Annotated in this window: 16 protein-coding genes; 6 read left to right on the plus strand and 10 right to left on the minus strand. The window is 72.2% G+C overall.

Going from position 1 to position 13,985, the window contains the following annotated elements; translation table 11 throughout:
* Positions 1–100: 100 nt before the first annotated feature.
* Positions 101–382 carry an antitoxin gene (locus FB554_RS10710; RefSeq protein ID WP_211344579.1) on the minus strand — a complete coding sequence of 94 codons (282 nt, stop codon included), beginning with the start codon at positions 380–382 and terminating at the stop codon, positions 101–103.
* A 76-nt stretch (positions 383–458) separates the two neighbouring features.
* On the opposite strand from FB554_RS10710, the gene FB554_RS10715 reads away from it, so the two are divergent.
* Positions 459–737, plus strand: a complete 279-nt coding sequence (locus tag FB554_RS10715; RefSeq protein WP_142005949.1) for a hypothetical protein — start codon at positions 459–461, stop codon at positions 735–737.
* A gap of 21 nt (positions 738–758) precedes the next feature.
* Here FB554_RS10715 and FB554_RS10720 read toward each other — a convergent pair whose 3' ends face one another.
* Both FB554_RS10720 and FB554_RS10725 read right to left on the minus strand, forming a co-directional pair.
* Positions 759–1,736, minus strand: coding sequence for an amidohydrolase family protein (locus FB554_RS10720; protein WP_142005950.1), 978 nt, complete (start codon positions 1,734–1,736; stop codon positions 759–761).
* Between the two features lie 20 nt (positions 1,737–1,756).
* Complete coding sequence (locus FB554_RS10725) at positions 1,757–3,070, minus strand: MFS transporter (RefSeq protein WP_142005951.1); 1,314 nt, start codon at positions 3,068–3,070, stop codon at positions 1,757–1,759.
* Positions 3,071–3,186: 116 nt separating this feature from the next.
* Here FB554_RS10725 and FB554_RS10730 point away from each other — a divergent pair, with 116 nt between their 5' ends.
* Complete coding sequence (locus tag FB554_RS10730; protein WP_142005952.1) at positions 3,187–3,762, plus strand: PadR family transcriptional regulator; 576 nt, start codon at positions 3,187–3,189, stop codon at positions 3,760–3,762.
* 179 nt (positions 3,763–3,941) lie between these two features.
* On the opposite strand, the gene FB554_RS10735 is transcribed toward FB554_RS10730, so the two are convergent.
* Entirely contained in the window at positions 3,942–5,345 is a 1,404-nt protein-coding gene (locus FB554_RS10735; protein WP_142005953.1) for an NAD(P)H-quinone dehydrogenase, read from the minus strand.
* A gap of 48 nt (positions 5,346–5,393) precedes the next feature.
* Between FB554_RS10735 and FB554_RS10740 the strand changes: the two genes are divergently transcribed.
* Positions 5,394–6,230, plus strand: coding sequence for a purine-nucleoside phosphorylase (locus tag FB554_RS10740; protein WP_142005954.1), 837 nt, complete (start codon positions 5,394–5,396; stop codon positions 6,228–6,230).
* Between the two features lie 20 nt (positions 6,231–6,250).
* Positions 6,251–7,939: a phospho-sugar mutase gene (locus FB554_RS10745; protein WP_142005955.1), complete on the plus strand. Its 1,689-nt coding sequence runs from the start codon at positions 6,251–6,253 to the stop codon at positions 7,937–7,939.
* A gap of 130 nt (positions 7,940–8,069) precedes the next feature.
* On the opposite strand, the gene FB554_RS10750 is transcribed toward FB554_RS10745, so the two are convergent.
* From FB554_RS10750 to FB554_RS10760, 3 genes are read right to left on the minus strand one after another with little or no spacing between them, the layout of a single operon-like run.
* Positions 8,070–8,660 (minus strand): energy-coupling factor transporter transmembrane component T family protein, encoded by a 591-nt coding sequence (locus FB554_RS10750; RefSeq protein ID WP_142005956.1) that lies wholly within the window; start codon positions 8,658–8,660, stop codon positions 8,070–8,072.
* A complete protein-coding gene (locus FB554_RS10755) occupies positions 8,657–9,340 on the minus strand; it encodes an energy-coupling factor ABC transporter ATP-binding protein (RefSeq protein ID WP_142005957.1) in 684 nt (227 codons plus the stop codon). Before FB554_RS10755 ends, FB554_RS10750 begins: the two co-directional genes overlap by 4 nt.
* The gene (locus tag FB554_RS10760; protein ID WP_236022370.1) at positions 9,337–9,909 is read right to left on the minus strand and encodes a biotin transporter BioY; all 573 of its coding nucleotides are present in this window, start codon (positions 9,907–9,909) and stop codon (positions 9,337–9,339) included. Before FB554_RS10760 ends, FB554_RS10755 begins: the two co-directional genes overlap by 4 nt.
* Positions 9,910–9,980: 71 nt before the next feature.
* On the opposite strand from FB554_RS10760, the gene FB554_RS10765 reads away from it, so the two are divergent.
* Both FB554_RS10765 and FB554_RS10770 read left to right on the plus strand, forming a co-directional pair.
* On the plus strand, positions 9,981–10,547 hold the full coding sequence (locus FB554_RS10765; RefSeq protein WP_142005958.1) for a TetR/AcrR family transcriptional regulator C-terminal domain-containing protein: 567 nt from the start codon (positions 9,981–9,983) through the stop codon (positions 10,545–10,547).
* Positions 10,548–10,554: 7 nt separating this feature from the next.
* Entirely contained in the window at positions 10,555–10,968 is a 414-nt protein-coding gene (locus FB554_RS10770) for a VanZ family protein (RefSeq protein ID WP_142005960.1), read from the plus strand.
* 114 nt (positions 10,969–11,082) lie between these two features.
* On the opposite strand, the gene FB554_RS10775 is transcribed toward FB554_RS10770, so the two are convergent.
* Genes FB554_RS10775 through FB554_RS10785 form a run of 3 tightly spaced genes read right to left on the minus strand, consistent with a single transcriptional unit; the run spans position 11,083 to position 13,954 of the window.
* Entirely contained in the window at positions 11,083–11,922 is an 840-nt protein-coding gene (locus FB554_RS10775) for an ATP-binding cassette domain-containing protein (RefSeq protein ID WP_142005962.1), read from the minus strand.
* The gene (locus FB554_RS10780; RefSeq protein WP_142005964.1) at positions 11,919–12,953 is read right to left on the minus strand and encodes an ABC transporter permease; all 1,035 of its coding nucleotides are present in this window, start codon (positions 12,951–12,953) and stop codon (positions 11,919–11,921) included. Before FB554_RS10780 ends, FB554_RS10775 begins: the two co-directional genes overlap by 4 nt.
* A complete protein-coding gene (locus FB554_RS10785) occupies positions 12,950–13,954 on the minus strand; it encodes a sugar ABC transporter substrate-binding protein (protein WP_142005966.1) in 1,005 nt (334 codons plus the stop codon). The genes FB554_RS10780 and FB554_RS10785 overlap by 4 nt, the downstream gene beginning before the upstream one ends.
* Positions 13,955–13,985: the final 31 nt, after the last annotated feature.

Raw genomic sequence — 13,985 nt, forward strand, 5'->3', positions numbered from 1 at the left:
GCCCGACGACGGCGGCCCAGATACGACGACGGCGGCCCACTTATTACGTGGGCCGCCGTCGTACTTTCTGTGCCGCCGTCGTTCGTGCGGCGGCGAGGGATTACTGCTGCGGCGGGGTCTGCGGCGGCACCTGGCCACCGGGCGTCTGGCCGCCGGGGGTCTGGCCCTCGGGCGTGGGGACCTGGCCGGGCTGGCGGTTCTGGTCGCGCGGGATGCCCAGCTTGTCGGCCGCGGTGCTGCTGGCCTTGTCGACCTGCGATCGGTACTTGCCGCCGGTCTTCTGGTCGACGACGCCCTCGATCTTCTCGATCGCCTGGCGGGCCTTGTCCGGGTTCTTCTGCGCGTAGCCGCGCAGCTTGTTGAACAGGTTCGCGATAGCCATGTGCCTCTCCTTCGAAGCGGATGCGTTGCGGCCAACGCTACGGCAGTTGGCTGGGAGCACGCCTAAACTGCCCGGCGTGCCGACGTCGACCCTCCCCGCCGCCAGCCCGCCGGACTCCTCGCCCGGCTGGGTCGGATTCCTGATCCTGCTCGCCGTCGGCATCGTCGTGTTCCTGGTGATCAAGAAGCTGCGTCCGCGGCTGCGCGAGCAGCGCTACCGCGCCTGGGAGGAGGCCGGGTTGCTGCCCGAGCAGCTCGACCGCGACCGGCCGCGCGACCCGGACGCGCCGCGCGACCCCGACCCCCGGCGCGACCCCGACCCCCGGCACGACCCCGGTCGCGGCGGCCCTCGCTGACCCGGCCTCCTCGGCCGCCCGTCAGGGCAGGCGCAGCACCCGCCGGGCGTTGTCGCGGGCGATCTTGGCCAGGTCGCCCTCGTTCAGCTCGAGCCCGTCGAACCACGCCGCGGCCTCGTGCATGTCCTCGAACGGGTAGTCCGCGGAGAACAGGATCCGGTCGGCGCCCATCTCCTGGATCACGTTGAGCAGGGCCGGGGTCCGGAAGTTGCCGCTCGTGGTCACCACCACGTTGTGGCGCAGGTAGTGCCCGAACGACCGCTCGATGCCGATGCCGCGCGGCGCGACGCCGACCCGGTGGTCGGTGCGCCAGACGTTGAACGGCAGCAGCTCGCCGAGGTGCCCGAGGATCACCGTGAGCGACGGGTGCCGGTCGAACAGCCCGCTGCCCATCAGCCGCAGCATGTGCGTCCCGGTCTCGACGGAGAACGCCCACGCCGACCCCATGAGCCACGGATGCCCTTGGTAGATCTGGGAGTTCGCGGGCGACGGGTCGCGCGGGTGCAGATAGAGCGGGACGTCCAGCTCGGCCAGGCGCGCCCAGAAGTCGGCGTAGCGCGGGTCGTCGAGGTAGACCACCGTCTCGGGGTCGCCGACCTGGGAGAAGCCGTTGACCAGGGCACCCACCAGGCCCAGCTCGCGCACGGCCCGGGTCAGCTCCTCGGTCGCGGCTTCGGGGTCCTGCATCGGCAGCGCGCAGAACGAGGAGAAGCGGTCGGGCCGCTCGGCCACCAGGGCCGCCGCGTGGTCGTTGAGCCGGCGCGCCCAGTCGACCGCCTGCGCGGTGTCGTGCAGCGACTGGATGCCGGGCGCCAGCAGCGACAGCACCGCGCGCTCGATGCCGCACTCGTCCATCGCGGCGAGCCGCTTGCCGTGCACGTCGAGCAGCATGTCGCGGTGCACCGGCCACGCCTCGGGCGTGAAGTGCTCGGCCGACTGCTGCACGATGTCGGGGTCGCTCGCGCCGAAGTGCTCCTCGAGGGCGATCTTGGGGATCATGGGTTTCCTTTCGGTGGGGGTCAGCCGGCGGCGGGTACGGCCGGGGCCAGGTCGGGGGTCGGGCGCGGCCGGCGTACGACGCCGGTGAGCAGCAGCCCGAGCGTCGCGAGCAGTCCGAGGCCGGCGACGGAGGCGAACAGGTAGAAGTTCCAGTCGGGTCCGAGGTCGGAGTCGAGCACGAGGCCGCCGACGGCCGGACCGAGGATGGCGCCGAGCCGGCCGATGCCGAGCGACCAGCCGACGCCGGTGGCGCGGGCGTGCTGCGGGTAGGCCCGGGTGACGAACGGATTGATCAGGTTCTGCGCGCCGATCGTGCCGTAGCCACCGACCGCGCACAGCAGGTAGAGCCCGAATCTGCCCGGGTCAGAAGCGAGTCCGAGGATCGCGAGGCCGCCGAGGGCGAACGTGGTCGCGATGACCGGCACCGACCCGAAGCGGTCGGCGGCCAGCCCGCCCATCGCCGAGCCGGCGATCGAGCCGAGGTTGAACGCGAGCAGGAAGCTCAGCGCCGACCCGAGCGGATATCCCTGCTCGCGCATGATGTCGGGCAGCCAGGTGCTCAGTCCGTAGATCAGCAGCAGCGCGCAGAACGTCATCGCCCAGAACAGCAGCGTCGGCACCACGAACGGCCGGCTGAACAGCACCCCGATGCGGCCGCGCTGCTCCTCGGCCGCCTCGGCCGGGGCGGGCGCCTGCATGCCCAGCCGTGCGGCCAGCTGCGCGGCCTCCTCGGTGCGGCCGCGGGCGGCGAGGTACTCGACCGACTCGGGCAGCAGCCGCAGCGCCACGGGCAGGAACAGCAGCAGCGGGAGCCCGCCGACGACGTACATCGGGCGCCAGCCGTGCTCGGGAACGACCGCCAGAGCGAGCGAGGCGGCGAGCACCCCGCCGACGGCGTACCCGCTCTGCATGAGGACGTAGGTGAGGTTGCGCCGGCCGGGCGGGGCGTACTCGGTCACCAGCGCGCTCGCGATCGGCATGACGCCGCCGAGGCCGAGGCCGGCGACCAGGCGCAGCGCCGCGAACGTGCCCGGGCCCTGCGCCAGCGCGCACAGCGGCATCGCGGCCGAGAAGAGCACGACGGCCCCGATGAGCGTGCGGCGGCGGCCGAGCAGGTCGGTCAGCGTGCCGATGCCCAGCGCGCCGACCAGCATGCCGACGAGCGACAGGCTCGCGATGAAGCCCGCCTCGGCGCCGGTGATCCCCCACTCGCGGCGCAGCGCCGCGACGGTCGTGCCGTAGACGACCAGGTCGTAGCCGTCGAAGACCAGGGCCAGGCCGCACAGGCCGACCACCAGCCAGCGCAACGGGTGCATCGAGCGTGTCTCGGTCATCGTGCTCCTCCAGATCGCCACCGTCCGCCGGTGATCCAGGTCACGTTATTCCGAGAGCAACATGTATGGATAGAGGTATTTGAGACTGCTCGCCGATGAGTCCTAGCCTGCTCGTTATGTCTTTGCCCCACGCGCTGCTCGGCGTGCTGTCCGCCCGGCCGATGAACGGGTACGAGCTCAGCAAGTTCTTCGACTCCGCGGCGGGCTGGATCTGGTCGGCGCCGCAGAGCCAGATCTACACGACGCTGCGCCGGATGACCGACGACGGCTGGATCAGCCAGGAGGCGCAGACGCGCGGCACCCGGATGCGCACCCACGTCTACTCGATCACCGAGGCCGGCGAGCGCGAGCTGCGCGAGTGGGTCGCGACCGTGCACGACCTGCCGTCACCGCGCGACACCGTGCTGCTGCAGGCGCTGTTCTTCGACCTGGTCGACGCCGACAGCGCCGAGAAGGTGGTGCGGGCCTACATCGAGGAGCAGGAGTCGCGCATCGCCCGCTGGACCGGGCACCGCGACGCGCTGCGCGCGCGCACCACTCCCCTGCTCGTCGAGCGGCTGCAGTCACGGCCGAAGAGCCAGCACGAGCGCATCGCCCGGCTCAAGGCCGGCGTCTTCCAGGGCGAGATCGACCGCGCCGAGGCGATGGTCGCGTGGGCGCGCGACGAGCTGGAGCAGCTGCGCGCCCGCTGAGCCGGGCGTACGCTCGCCAAGCCGAGCCGGTCGTACGCCCGCCAAGCCGGTCGAGCAGACCCCCGCCCGCCAAGCCGGTCGAGCAGACCCCCGCCCGCCAAGCCGGTCGAGCAGACCCCCGCCCGCCAAGCCGGTCGAGTAGGCCCGCGAGGGACGAGCGGGCCGTATCGAGACCCGCCTCAGGTCTCCAGCGAGTGCAGCCGCCGGGCCGCCTCGGCGATCGAGCCGGTCATCGACGGGTAGACCGAGAACGTCGCGGCCACCTGCTCGGCGGTCAGCCGGTTCTGCACGGCGAGGCCGAGCGGATAGATCAGCTCCGAGGCCTGCGGTGCGACGACGACCCCGCCGACGACGGTGTTGCTGCCCGGGCGCGCGAACAGCTTCACGAAGCCGTCGCGGATGTTGCGCATCTTGGCGCGCGGGTTGGTCGAGAGCGGCAGGGTGACCACGCGCGCCTCGATGTGCCCCTTCTCGACGTCGGACTGGGAGTAGCCCACGGTCGCGATCTCGGGGTCGGTGAAGATGTTGGCGCACACGCCGCGCAGGTTGAGCGGCGCGACGGCGTCGCCCATGGCGTGCGCGATCGCGATGCGGCCCTGCATGGCCGCGACCGACGCCAGGGGCAGCACCCCGGTGCAGTCGCCGGCGGCGTAGATGCCGGGCGCGGTGGTGCGCGAGACCCGGTCGACCGTGATGTGGCCGGAGTCGGTGAGCTCGACGCCGGCCTCCTCGAGACCGATCCCGCGCGTCTGCGGCACGGCGCCGACCGCGAGCAGCACGTGCGAGCCGCGCACCTCGCGGCCGTCCTCGAGCGTGACGACCACGCCGTCGCCCTCGCGGCGGGCGCCGGCGGCGCGGGAGCGGTTGAGCACCTTCATGCCGCGGCGGCGGAAGACGTTCTCGATGACCGTGGCGGCGTCGGCGTCCTCGCCGGGGAGCACCCGGTCGCGCGAGGAGACCAGCGTGACCTCGCACCCGAGCCCGAGGTAGGCGTGCGCCAGCTCCGCGCCGGTGACGCCGGACCCGACGACGATGAGGTGCTCGGGCAGCTCGGTGAGGTCGTAGATCTGCTGCCAGGTGAGGATCCGCTCGCCGTCCGGCTTGGCGGAGTCCATGACGCGCGGCTTGGTGCCGACCGCGACGAGCACGACGTCGGCCGACAGCTTCTCGGTGCGGCCGTCGTCGAGGGTGGCCTCGACCGTCATCGGCCCGGCCATGCGCCCGGTGCCGCGCAGCACGCGCACCCCGACGCTCTCGACCTGGGCCTGGATGTCGCGGCTCTGCGCCCGCGCCAGGTCGAGGATGCGGTGGTTGATCTCGGTGAGATGGGCCTCGGCGCCCTGGTCCTCGTCGCGGCCCTCGAAGCCGACGCCGAGGCGGCCGGCCGCAGCGAAGCGGGAGAGGAAGTCGGAGGTGGCGATGAGGGTCTTGCTCGGGACGCAGTCGGTGAGCACCGCCGCACCGCCGAGACCCTCGCTGTCGACGATGGTGACGTCGGCACCCAGCTGGGCCGCGACGAGAGCGGACTCGTAGCCGCCGGGCCCGCCACCGATGATGACCACGGTCTTCTTGCGCTGACTCACGCACCTCATCCAACCATTGCCGCCCGTGGCCCTCGCTAACCTGTGCCGGTGAGCAACGCGGCCGCACCCGACCTGTCCGACCCCACGACCGACCCGTTCGCCGTCGCCGAGGCGGCCGCGCAGGTCGTCGCCGACCGCTCGGGGGCCGACAAGCACGACATCGCGCTGGTGCTGGGGTCCGGCTGGGGCGAGACCGCCGACCGCATCGGCGAGACCCTCGTCGAGATCGACAACGCCGACGTGCCGGGGTTCGCGAAGGCCGCCGTGGCCGGCCACAAGGGCGTGATGCGCTCGGTGCGCATCGGCGACACCGACCGGCGGGCGCTGGTCTTCGGCACCCGCACCCACTTCTACGAGGGGCGCGGGGTGCGCGCGGTGGTGCACGGCGTGCGCACGGCCGCCGCCGCCGGGTGCTCCACGATCGTGCTCACCAACGGCTGCGGCGGGCTGAACCCGGCGTGGGCGCCCGGCACCCCCGTGCTGATCCGCGACCACCTCAACCTCACCGCCACCTCCCCGATCGAGGGCGCGAATTTCGTCGACCTCACCGACCTCTACAGCCCCCGGCTGCGCGAGGTCGCCCGTGCGGTCGACCCGGGTCTCGACGAGGGCGTCTACGCCCAGTTCCGTGGGCCGCACTACGAGACCCCGGCCGAGGTGCAGATGGCCAAGACCCTCGGCGCCGACCTCGTCGGCATGTCGACCACGCTCGAGGCGATCGCCGCCCGGCAGAGCGGCCTGGAGGTGCTCGGGGTGTCGCTGGTGACCAACCTGGCCGCCGGCATCTCCGACCAGCCGCTGTCGCACCAGGAGGTCATCGAGGCCGGGCAGGCGGCCGCCGAGCGCTGCGGGCGGCTGCTGGCCGCCGTGGTCACCGAGATCTGAGACCCACGAAGGAGCCTCGCGTGAGCGCGCAGCCCGAGCCTGACCTCGCCCCCACCGTCGCGGCCGCGCGGGCCTGGCTCGCCGACGACCCCGACCCCGCCACCCGCGCGGAGCTGGCGGCGGTGCTGGCCGCCGTCGAGACCGGTGACGCGGCGGCAGCGGCCGACCTCGCCGACCGCTTCTCCGGACTGCTCGAGTTCGGCACGGCGGGTCTGCGCGGGGCGCTCGGCGCTGGACCCAACCGCATGAACCGCGTGGTCGTACGCCGGGCGGCAGCGGGACTCACGGCGTTCCTGCAGGAGTGGCTGGGCCGCCGCGACGTGACGGTAGTGGTCGGGTTCGACGCGCGGCACGGCTCCGACGCGTTCGCGCGGGACACCGCCGGGGTCGTCGAGGCCGCGGGCGGCCGCGCGATGGTGCTGCCGCGGGCGCTGCCGACGCCGGTGCTCGCGTTCGCGGTGCGCTATCTCGGGTGCGACGCGGGCGTGATGGTCACCGCGTCGCACAACCCGCCGCAGGACAACGGCTACAAGGTCTACCTCGGCGACGGGTCGCAGATCGTGCCGCCGGCCGACGCGCAGATCAGCGCCGCCATCGACCGCTTCCCGACCGCGGCGTCGGTCGCGATCGTCGACGACGGGTGGGAGACGCTGGGCGACGACCTGGTCGAGGCGTACGTCGACGCGGCCGCCCGGGTGGTGCCCGACACCGCTCCTCGCGAGGTGTCGATCGTGCACACCGCCCTGCACGGCGTGGGTGACGAGGTGCTGCGAATGGCTTTCGCCGCAGCCGGATTCGCCGACCCGGCCGGCGTCGCGAGCCAGCGCCGACCCGACCCCGAGTTCCCCACCGTGAGCTTCCCCAACCCCGAGGAGCCGGGGGCGATCGACGCCGCGCTGGAGCTCGCGCGCGAGCTGTCGCCCGACGTGGTGATCGCCAACGACCCCGACGCCGACCGCTGCGCCGTCGCGGTCGACGACCCGGTCGCCGGCCGCTGGCGGATGCTGCGCGGCGACGAGGTCGGGGCGCTGCTGGGGGCCGAGGCGCTGGCGCACCGCCACGGCGAGCCCGACGCGGTGGTGGCCTGCTCGATCGTGTCGTCGCAGCTGCTCGGCGCGATGGCGCGGGCGGCCGGGGTGCGCCACGAGGAGACGCTCACCGGGTTCAAGTGGATCAGCCGGGTGCCGGGGCTGATCTACGGCTACGAGGAGGCGCTGGGCTACTGCGTCGACCCGGGCACCGTGAAGGACAAGGACGGCATCACCGCCGCGCTCGTCGTGGCCGCGATGACTGCCCGGCTGCACGCCCAGGGGCGCACCCTGCTCGACGTGCTCGACGACCTCGCGCGCGAGCACGGGGTGCACGCCACCGACTCGTTCTCGGTGCGGGTCGCCGACCTGTCGCTCATCCCGGAGCTGATGACCCGGCTGCGCACCCAGATGCCGGACACCGTTGCGGGGCAACCGATCTCGCGCACCGACGACCTCTCCAGAGGTGACGGTGGCCTGCCGCCCACCGAGGGGCTGCGGTGGTTCCTCGCCGACGGCACCCGCATCATCGCCCGCCCCAGCGGCACCGAGCCCAAGCTCAAGGTCTACCTCGAGGCGGTCGTCCCGCTCGCCGACGACGACCTGGCCCAGGCCCGGGGGAGCGCCGCGCGGCGTCTCGCGGACGTACGCGCCGCGATGGAGCAGCTGACCGCCATCTGACGCCCGAGGCTCCCCCAGCTCCGCATGAAACCGGGTTACGTGCGTCTGACCCGAATGCATTGGGGTCAAACGACCGTAACCCGGTTTCATGCCCGGCATGGGGGGGTGGCCGTGGTGGTGGGGTGCCGGGTCAGAGGCCGCGGGCGGCCAGGGCGTCGCCGACCTGGTCGGCCTCGCGCACGATCGCGATGAGCGCGGCGGGGACGATCAGCACCAGGCGAGGGCGTACGCCACGGGCCAGGGCGGCCTCGCGGGCGCGGGTGACCGCGAGCGAGACACGCGGGATGCAGCCGATGGTCAGCGACAGCAGCAGCTCGAGCCGGTCGCGGCGAACACCGAAGCGCCGCAACGGGATCGCGACGGCCGAGATCGTGCGCACCATCTCGGAGACCCGGGTGGTCATCATCACCAGGTTGCCCGCGAGCACCGCGAAGACCAGCTGCCCGACCACCTCGACCGCGCGCACCGGGCCGCTCAGCCAGACCTGGAAACCGGCGAGCACGAGGCCGAGCACGAGGATCATCCGGAACGAGCGCCACAGCTCGGCGAGCGGGAGCCGCGCGAAGGGGTACGCCGTCGCCGCCAGCAGCACGGCCGTCACCACGAGCCACCACCGCGGGAAGAAGCCGAGCAGGGTGACCAGGCCGAGCATCACCAGCAGCTTCAGCCGCGGCGAGGCGCGGTGCAGCAGGCTGTCACCGGCGACATAGCTGCCGATCACGCGCGCACGCCCATGAGCCGGCGGTACTCCGCGACGGCGGGGGCCGGGGCGTCGTCGGCCACCACGCGGCCCTCGTCGAGCACGACCACCCGGTCGAAGTCGTCGAGCAGCTCGAGGTGGTGGGTCAGCAGCACCACCTGCTGCGGCAGCTCGGCCAGGGTGCGCTGCAGGCGCAGCACGTTCGCCAGGTCGAGCAGCGTGGACGGCTCGTCGCAGACCAGCATCTCGGGCCGTCGCACCAGCACCCCCGCGAACGCCAGCAGCTGCTTCTGCCCGCTGCTCAGCAGCTGGGCGGGCTGGTCGGCGTGGTCGGCGAGACCGAAGAAGTCGAGGGTCTCGTGCAGCCGAGTCTCCTTCTCCTGCGCGGAGATCGGCAGGTCGCGCAGCGACAGGGCGACGTCCTCGGCGACGGTCGGCATGAGGATCTGGGCGCTGGCGTCGGTGAACATGAACCCGACGGCGCGGCGCACCTCACGCTGCTGCCGGCGCGGGTCGAGCCCGCCCGCGCGCACCTCCCCCTCGTCGGGGCTGACCAGCCCGTTGAGGGTGCGCGCGAGCGTGGACTTGCCCGACCCGTTGGCGCCGATGATCCCGACGCGACGCTCGACCAGGGTGAGGGTGATGTCGCGCAGCACCGGCCGCTCCCCCAGCCGGTGGCTGACGCGGTCGAGCTCGATCACGCGGGGACTCGTTCGCGCTCTCGCTCCTGGACGATCGGCGGGTACGCCCGCACGACCGTCGTGGTGATGAGCGCGGCCAGCGCCGCCTTGACCAGGTCGCCGGGAAGGAACTGCAGCGACGCCTGCGCGACCCCGAGCGTGCCGGAGCCGAGTCGCCAAGCGCTCCAAGGGATTCCGACGGCGTAGACCACGATCATGCAGCCCACGACGCAGGCCACGAACAGGCCGACCAGGTTGCGCCGGCCGACCCGCTCGGCGATGAGCCCGGTCACGAACATGCCGAGCACGGCACCGACCAGGTATCCGCCGCTCACGCCGGTGAGCACGCCGAGACCGCCGCGACCGCCGGCGCCGATGGGCAACCCGGCCGCCAGGAGCAGGTTGAAGACGATCATCGTCAGCGCGCCCCGCCAGGCGCCGAGCAGGCACGCCGCGACCATCCAGCCGAGGCTCTGCAGGGTGATCGGCACCGAGCCGAAGAAGGAGATGCCGCCGGGCATCCCGAGCACGGCGATGAGCGCCGCGAACATCGCGACGAGCGCGAGGTCGCGCGGGGTGGGCTTGGGCACGATCGGCTCCCGGGAGGTCGGACTTGAACAGCGTTCAAGAGTGTAGCCACGGGCGCGGGTAGGCTCGGCACGTGCCTCTGACCCGACGCGACGTGCTCGACACCGCCCGTCGTCTGGTGGCCGACTACGGCCTGGGCGACCTCACGATGCGCCGCCTCGCCTTCGAGCTCGGGGTCAAGCCGGGCGCGATCTACTGGCACGTGCCGAGCAAGCAGGCGCTGCTGGCCGAGCTGGCCGACGAGCTGCTCGACTCGGTGCCCGAGCCCAGCCCGCGCAAGCGGTGGGACCGGCAGCTGCTGCAGCTCGGCACCGACCTGCGCGCGGCGCTGCGCTCGCACACCGACGCCGCCGAGCTGGTCGCCGCGGGCCGTGCCACCAGCCTCGCCTCGAGCCAGCTGGGCAAGTCCGTCATGGCGATCGTCCAGCGCTCCGGCGCCGGCGAGCGGCAGGCGTCGGCGGCGCGAGATGCGTTGCTGCACTTCGTGATCGGCTTCACCTTCGACGAGCAGAGCCACGAGTCGTTGGTGCGGCACGGCGCCTCCCCCGCCCGCCTCGGCGACAGCGACCGCACCTTCGACGACGCCCTGGCGGTCGTCGTGCGCGGCATCGTCGCCTCGGCGCGACCCTCCGCCTCCTAGCCGGCCCATGAGCAGGTCGCGCGCCCTGTGGTTGGCGGCGCTGGCGTACGTCGTCGGCGGCGCGTTCCTCGTGCTCGGCCCGATCGGGTGGAGCCTCAACCGGTTCACCGTGCGGCTGCACACGCTGTGGGTGTTCGACCTGGGGCTGCCGGGCGACCTGACCCCCGAGGACTTCGGGATCGCGCTGAACGTGCTGCTGTTCGTGCCTGCGGGCTTCCTGCTGAAGCGGCTCACGCCGCTGCCGTGGTGGGCGGTGACGCTGCTGTGCGTCGCGGCGTCGGCCGGCATCGAGGGCGTGCAGCACGCCCTCGTCGCGGGGCGCGAGGCCAGCGCCGCCGACGTGGTCGCCAACGGCGTCGGCGGCCTGCTGGGAAGCCTGCTGGGGCTGATCCCTGCTGGTCGAGCATCGGCGAACGAGTAGTCGAGCCGCGCGGCGACCTCCCGGGGTCTCGATACGCCGCGCTCGTCCCTCACGCGGCTACTCGACCGGCTTGGGGCTACTCGACCGGCTTGGGGCTACTCGACCGGCTTGGGGCTACTCGACCGGCTTGGGGGCCCCTTCGGCCTCGCGGATCTCGTGGGTCAGCTCGGCGAGCTCGTCGCCGCCGGCCATCTGGGCGGTGAGCTGCTCGAGGGTGAGGTTCTCGCGCTCCTCGTCGAGCACGACCCGGCCGAGCTTGAGCACCACGAAGTGGTTGCCGACGAGGTAGGCGTGGTGCGGGTTGTGCGTGATGAACACGACCCCGAGCCCGGCGTCGCGCGCCTTGACGATGTACTTCAGCACCACGCCCGACTGCTTCACGCCGAGCGCGGCGGTGGGCTCGTCGAGGATGATCACCTTGGCGCCGAAGTAGATCGCGCGGGCGATGGCCACGCACTGGCGCTGACCGCCCGACAACGAGGCGACCGGCCGGTCGATGTCGGGGATGTCGATCCCCATCTTGGCCAGCTCCTCCTGGGCGACCGCACCCATCCGGGCCGAGTCGAGCAGCCGCAGCGGCCCCTTGCGGATCTCGTTGCCCAGGAAGAAGTTTCGCCACACCGACATGAGCGGCGCGAGGGCCAGGTCCTGATAGACGGTGGCGATGCCCGAGTCGAGCGCGTCGCGCGGGCTGGCGAAGTGACGCAGCTCGCCGTTGACGTACATCTGGCCCGCGTCGTAGTCGTGCAGGCCCGAGACGATCTTGATGAGCGTCGACTTGCCGGCGCCGTTGTCGCCGAGCACGCAGGTGACCTCGCCCTGCTGCACGGTGAGGTCGATCTCGCGCAGCGCGGTGACGTTGCCGTAGATCTTCCCGATCTCGCGCAGCTGGAGGATCGCGGTCGTCGCGCCTTCGTCGTGCGTGGGCATGGTCCCCTCGATCGCGGTGCTCATCGGGCGTCGGCCTTCTTCTTGACCCAGACGTTGGCCAGGGTCGCGAGCACCAGCATCACACCGAGGAACGTGCGGAACCAGTCGGGGTTCCACCCGGCGTAGTTGATGCCCAGCTCGGTCATCGCGAAGATCAGCGCGCCGATCGAGGCGCCCACCACCGAGCCGTAGCCACCGGTGAGCAGGCACCCGCCGACGACCGCCGCGATGATGTAGATGAACTCGTTGCCGACGCCCTCGCCGGACTGGATGGTGCTGAACTGGAAGAGCGTGTGCATCCCCGCGAGCCAGGCGCAGAACCCGACGAACATGTAGAGCACGACGCGCACCAGCTCGACGGGTACGCCCACGGCCCGGGCGGCGGCCGAGTCGCCGCCGACGGCGAACACCCAGTTGCCGAACCGGGTCTTGAGCAGCACCACCGCGGCGATCGCGGTGAGCACCAGCCAGTAGACGACCGGGGCGCGCAGGGTGACCACGCCGATCTTGGCCTCCCAGGCGAAAACCGCCTTGGCAGAGTCGAACCCGGCCATGTCACTGATGTCGTTGGACGCGACGTTGCCGGTGATCAGCTTGGTCATGCCGAGGTTGACGCCCTGCAGGATGAAGAACGTCCCGAGCGTCACGAGGAACGAGGGCAGCCGGGTGCGGTTGAGCATCGTGCCGTTGAACAGCCCGATGCCGAGCGAGACCGCGAGCGCGACCAGCACGGCGAACCAGACGTGGAAGTTGAAGTACCACCCCAGCAGCGACGCCGCGAGCCCCGAGGTGGTGACCGCGACGCCGGCCGACAGGTCGAACTCGCCGCCGATCATCAGCATCGCGACCGGGACCGCGAGCAGCCCGATCATGGAGGCGCCGTAGAGGATCGTGCCGAGGTTGGCGACGTTGCGGAAGGCGGCGGCGACGATCAGGAAGAAGATCGCGACGACGACGGCACCGATCAGCGCCCCGATCTCGGGCCGGCGCAGCAGCTGCACCGTGCCCGAGCGCTGGCCGACCCGGTCGTCGGCGGTCGCGGCCTGCGTGCTCATCGCCGGCCGCTCGCGACGTACTTCTCGACGGTGGCCACGTTGGTCTTGTCGACGAACGCCGGGCCGGTCAGCACCGGCTGGCCGCCGCCCACGGTGTTGCCGTTGGTCTTGTAGAGCCACAGCTGGTCGACCGCGAGATAGCCCTGGAGATAAGGCTGCTGGTCGACCGCCCACGCGATCGAGCCGCTCTTGATGCCGTCGACGACCTGCTTGCTGGTGTCGAAGGTGACGACCTTGGCCTGGCTGCCGGCGCTGGTCTTGGACTGCGTCGCGACCATGGCGATCGGGCCGCCGAGCGTGACGACGTAGTCGATCGACTTGTCCTGCTGCAGCTTGGAGGTGATCGAGGTCTGCATCGCCGAGGGAGACTTGCCGTTGACGTACAGCACCTGGGTGGCGGGGACCTTGGCCTTGACCCCGGCGCAGCGGTCCTCGAGCCCGACGTTGCCCTGCTCGTGGATGACGCACAGCGGCCGCTTGGCGCCCTCGCGCTGGGCGCGGGTGCCGGCCGCCTCGCCGGCGATGCGCTCGTCCTGCCCGAAGAAGGACAGCACGCCGAGCTTCTGGTAGTCGTCCATGCCGCCGTTGACCGCGACCACGGGGATGCCCGCGGCGATCGCCCGGCGCACGGTCGGCCCCATCGCCTCGGGCTTGGCCAGGGTGACCACGATGCCGTCGACCTTCTTGTCGATCGCCTGCTGCACCAGGTTGGCCTGCTTGGCGCCGTCGGGGTCGGCGGTGTACTGCAGGTCGACGTTGTCCTTGCGGGCCGCGTCGTCGGCGCCCTTGCGCACGATGTCCCAGAAGGTGTCGCCGGGGGCGGAGTGGGTGACCATCGCCACCGTCATCGTGGGGGTGCCGGCGTTGCCGACGCTGTTCTCGCGCTCCTCGACCGCCTTGCGGCCTCCGGTGGCGCTGCACGCTGCGAGCCCGAGCACGGCGACGACCGCGGTGAGGGTCGTCGCCGATCTGCGGAGGCGGCTCGGCCTGGGCCTGGTCATGGGCACGTCCTTTCGGTCGGCGGCGGCGCGC

Origin of the sequence: Barrientosiimonas humi (assembly GCF_006716095.1) — a bacterium.
Lineage (GTDB): Bacteria > Actinomycetota > Actinomycetes > Actinomycetales > Dermatophilaceae > Barrientosiimonas > Barrientosiimonas humi.

Bases quoted from the DNA above. Each gene is read 5' to 3' on its own strand.
- FB554_RS10710 (WP_211344579.1), bottom strand. From the start codon at position 382: ATGGCTATCGCGAACCTGTTCAACAAGCTGCGCGGCTACGCGCAGAAG.
- FB554_RS10720 (WP_142005950.1), bottom strand. From the start codon at position 1,736: ATGATCCCCAAGATCGCCCTCGAGGAGCACTTCGGCGCGAGCGACCCC.
- FB554_RS10725 (WP_142005951.1), bottom strand. From the start codon at position 3,070: ATGACCGAGACACGCTCGATGCACCCGTTGCGCTGGCTGGTGGTCGGC.
- FB554_RS10730 (WP_142005952.1), top strand. From the start codon at position 3,187: ATGTCTTTGCCCCACGCGCTGCTCGGCGTGCTGTCCGCCCGGCCGATG.
- FB554_RS10770 (WP_142005960.1), top strand. From the start codon at position 10,555: ATGAGCAGGTCGCGCGCCCTGTGGTTGGCGGCGCTGGCGTACGTCGTC.
- FB554_RS10775 (WP_142005962.1), bottom strand. From the start codon at position 11,922: ATGAGCACCGCGATCGAGGGGACCATGCCCACGCACGACGAAGGCGCG.
- FB554_RS10780 (WP_142005964.1), bottom strand. From the start codon at position 12,953: ATGAGCACGCAGGCCGCGACCGCCGACGACCGGGTCGGCCAGCGCTCG.
- FB554_RS10785 (WP_142005966.1), bottom strand. From the start codon at position 13,954: ATGACCAGGCCCAGGCCGAGCCGCCTCCGCAGATCGGCGACGACCCTC.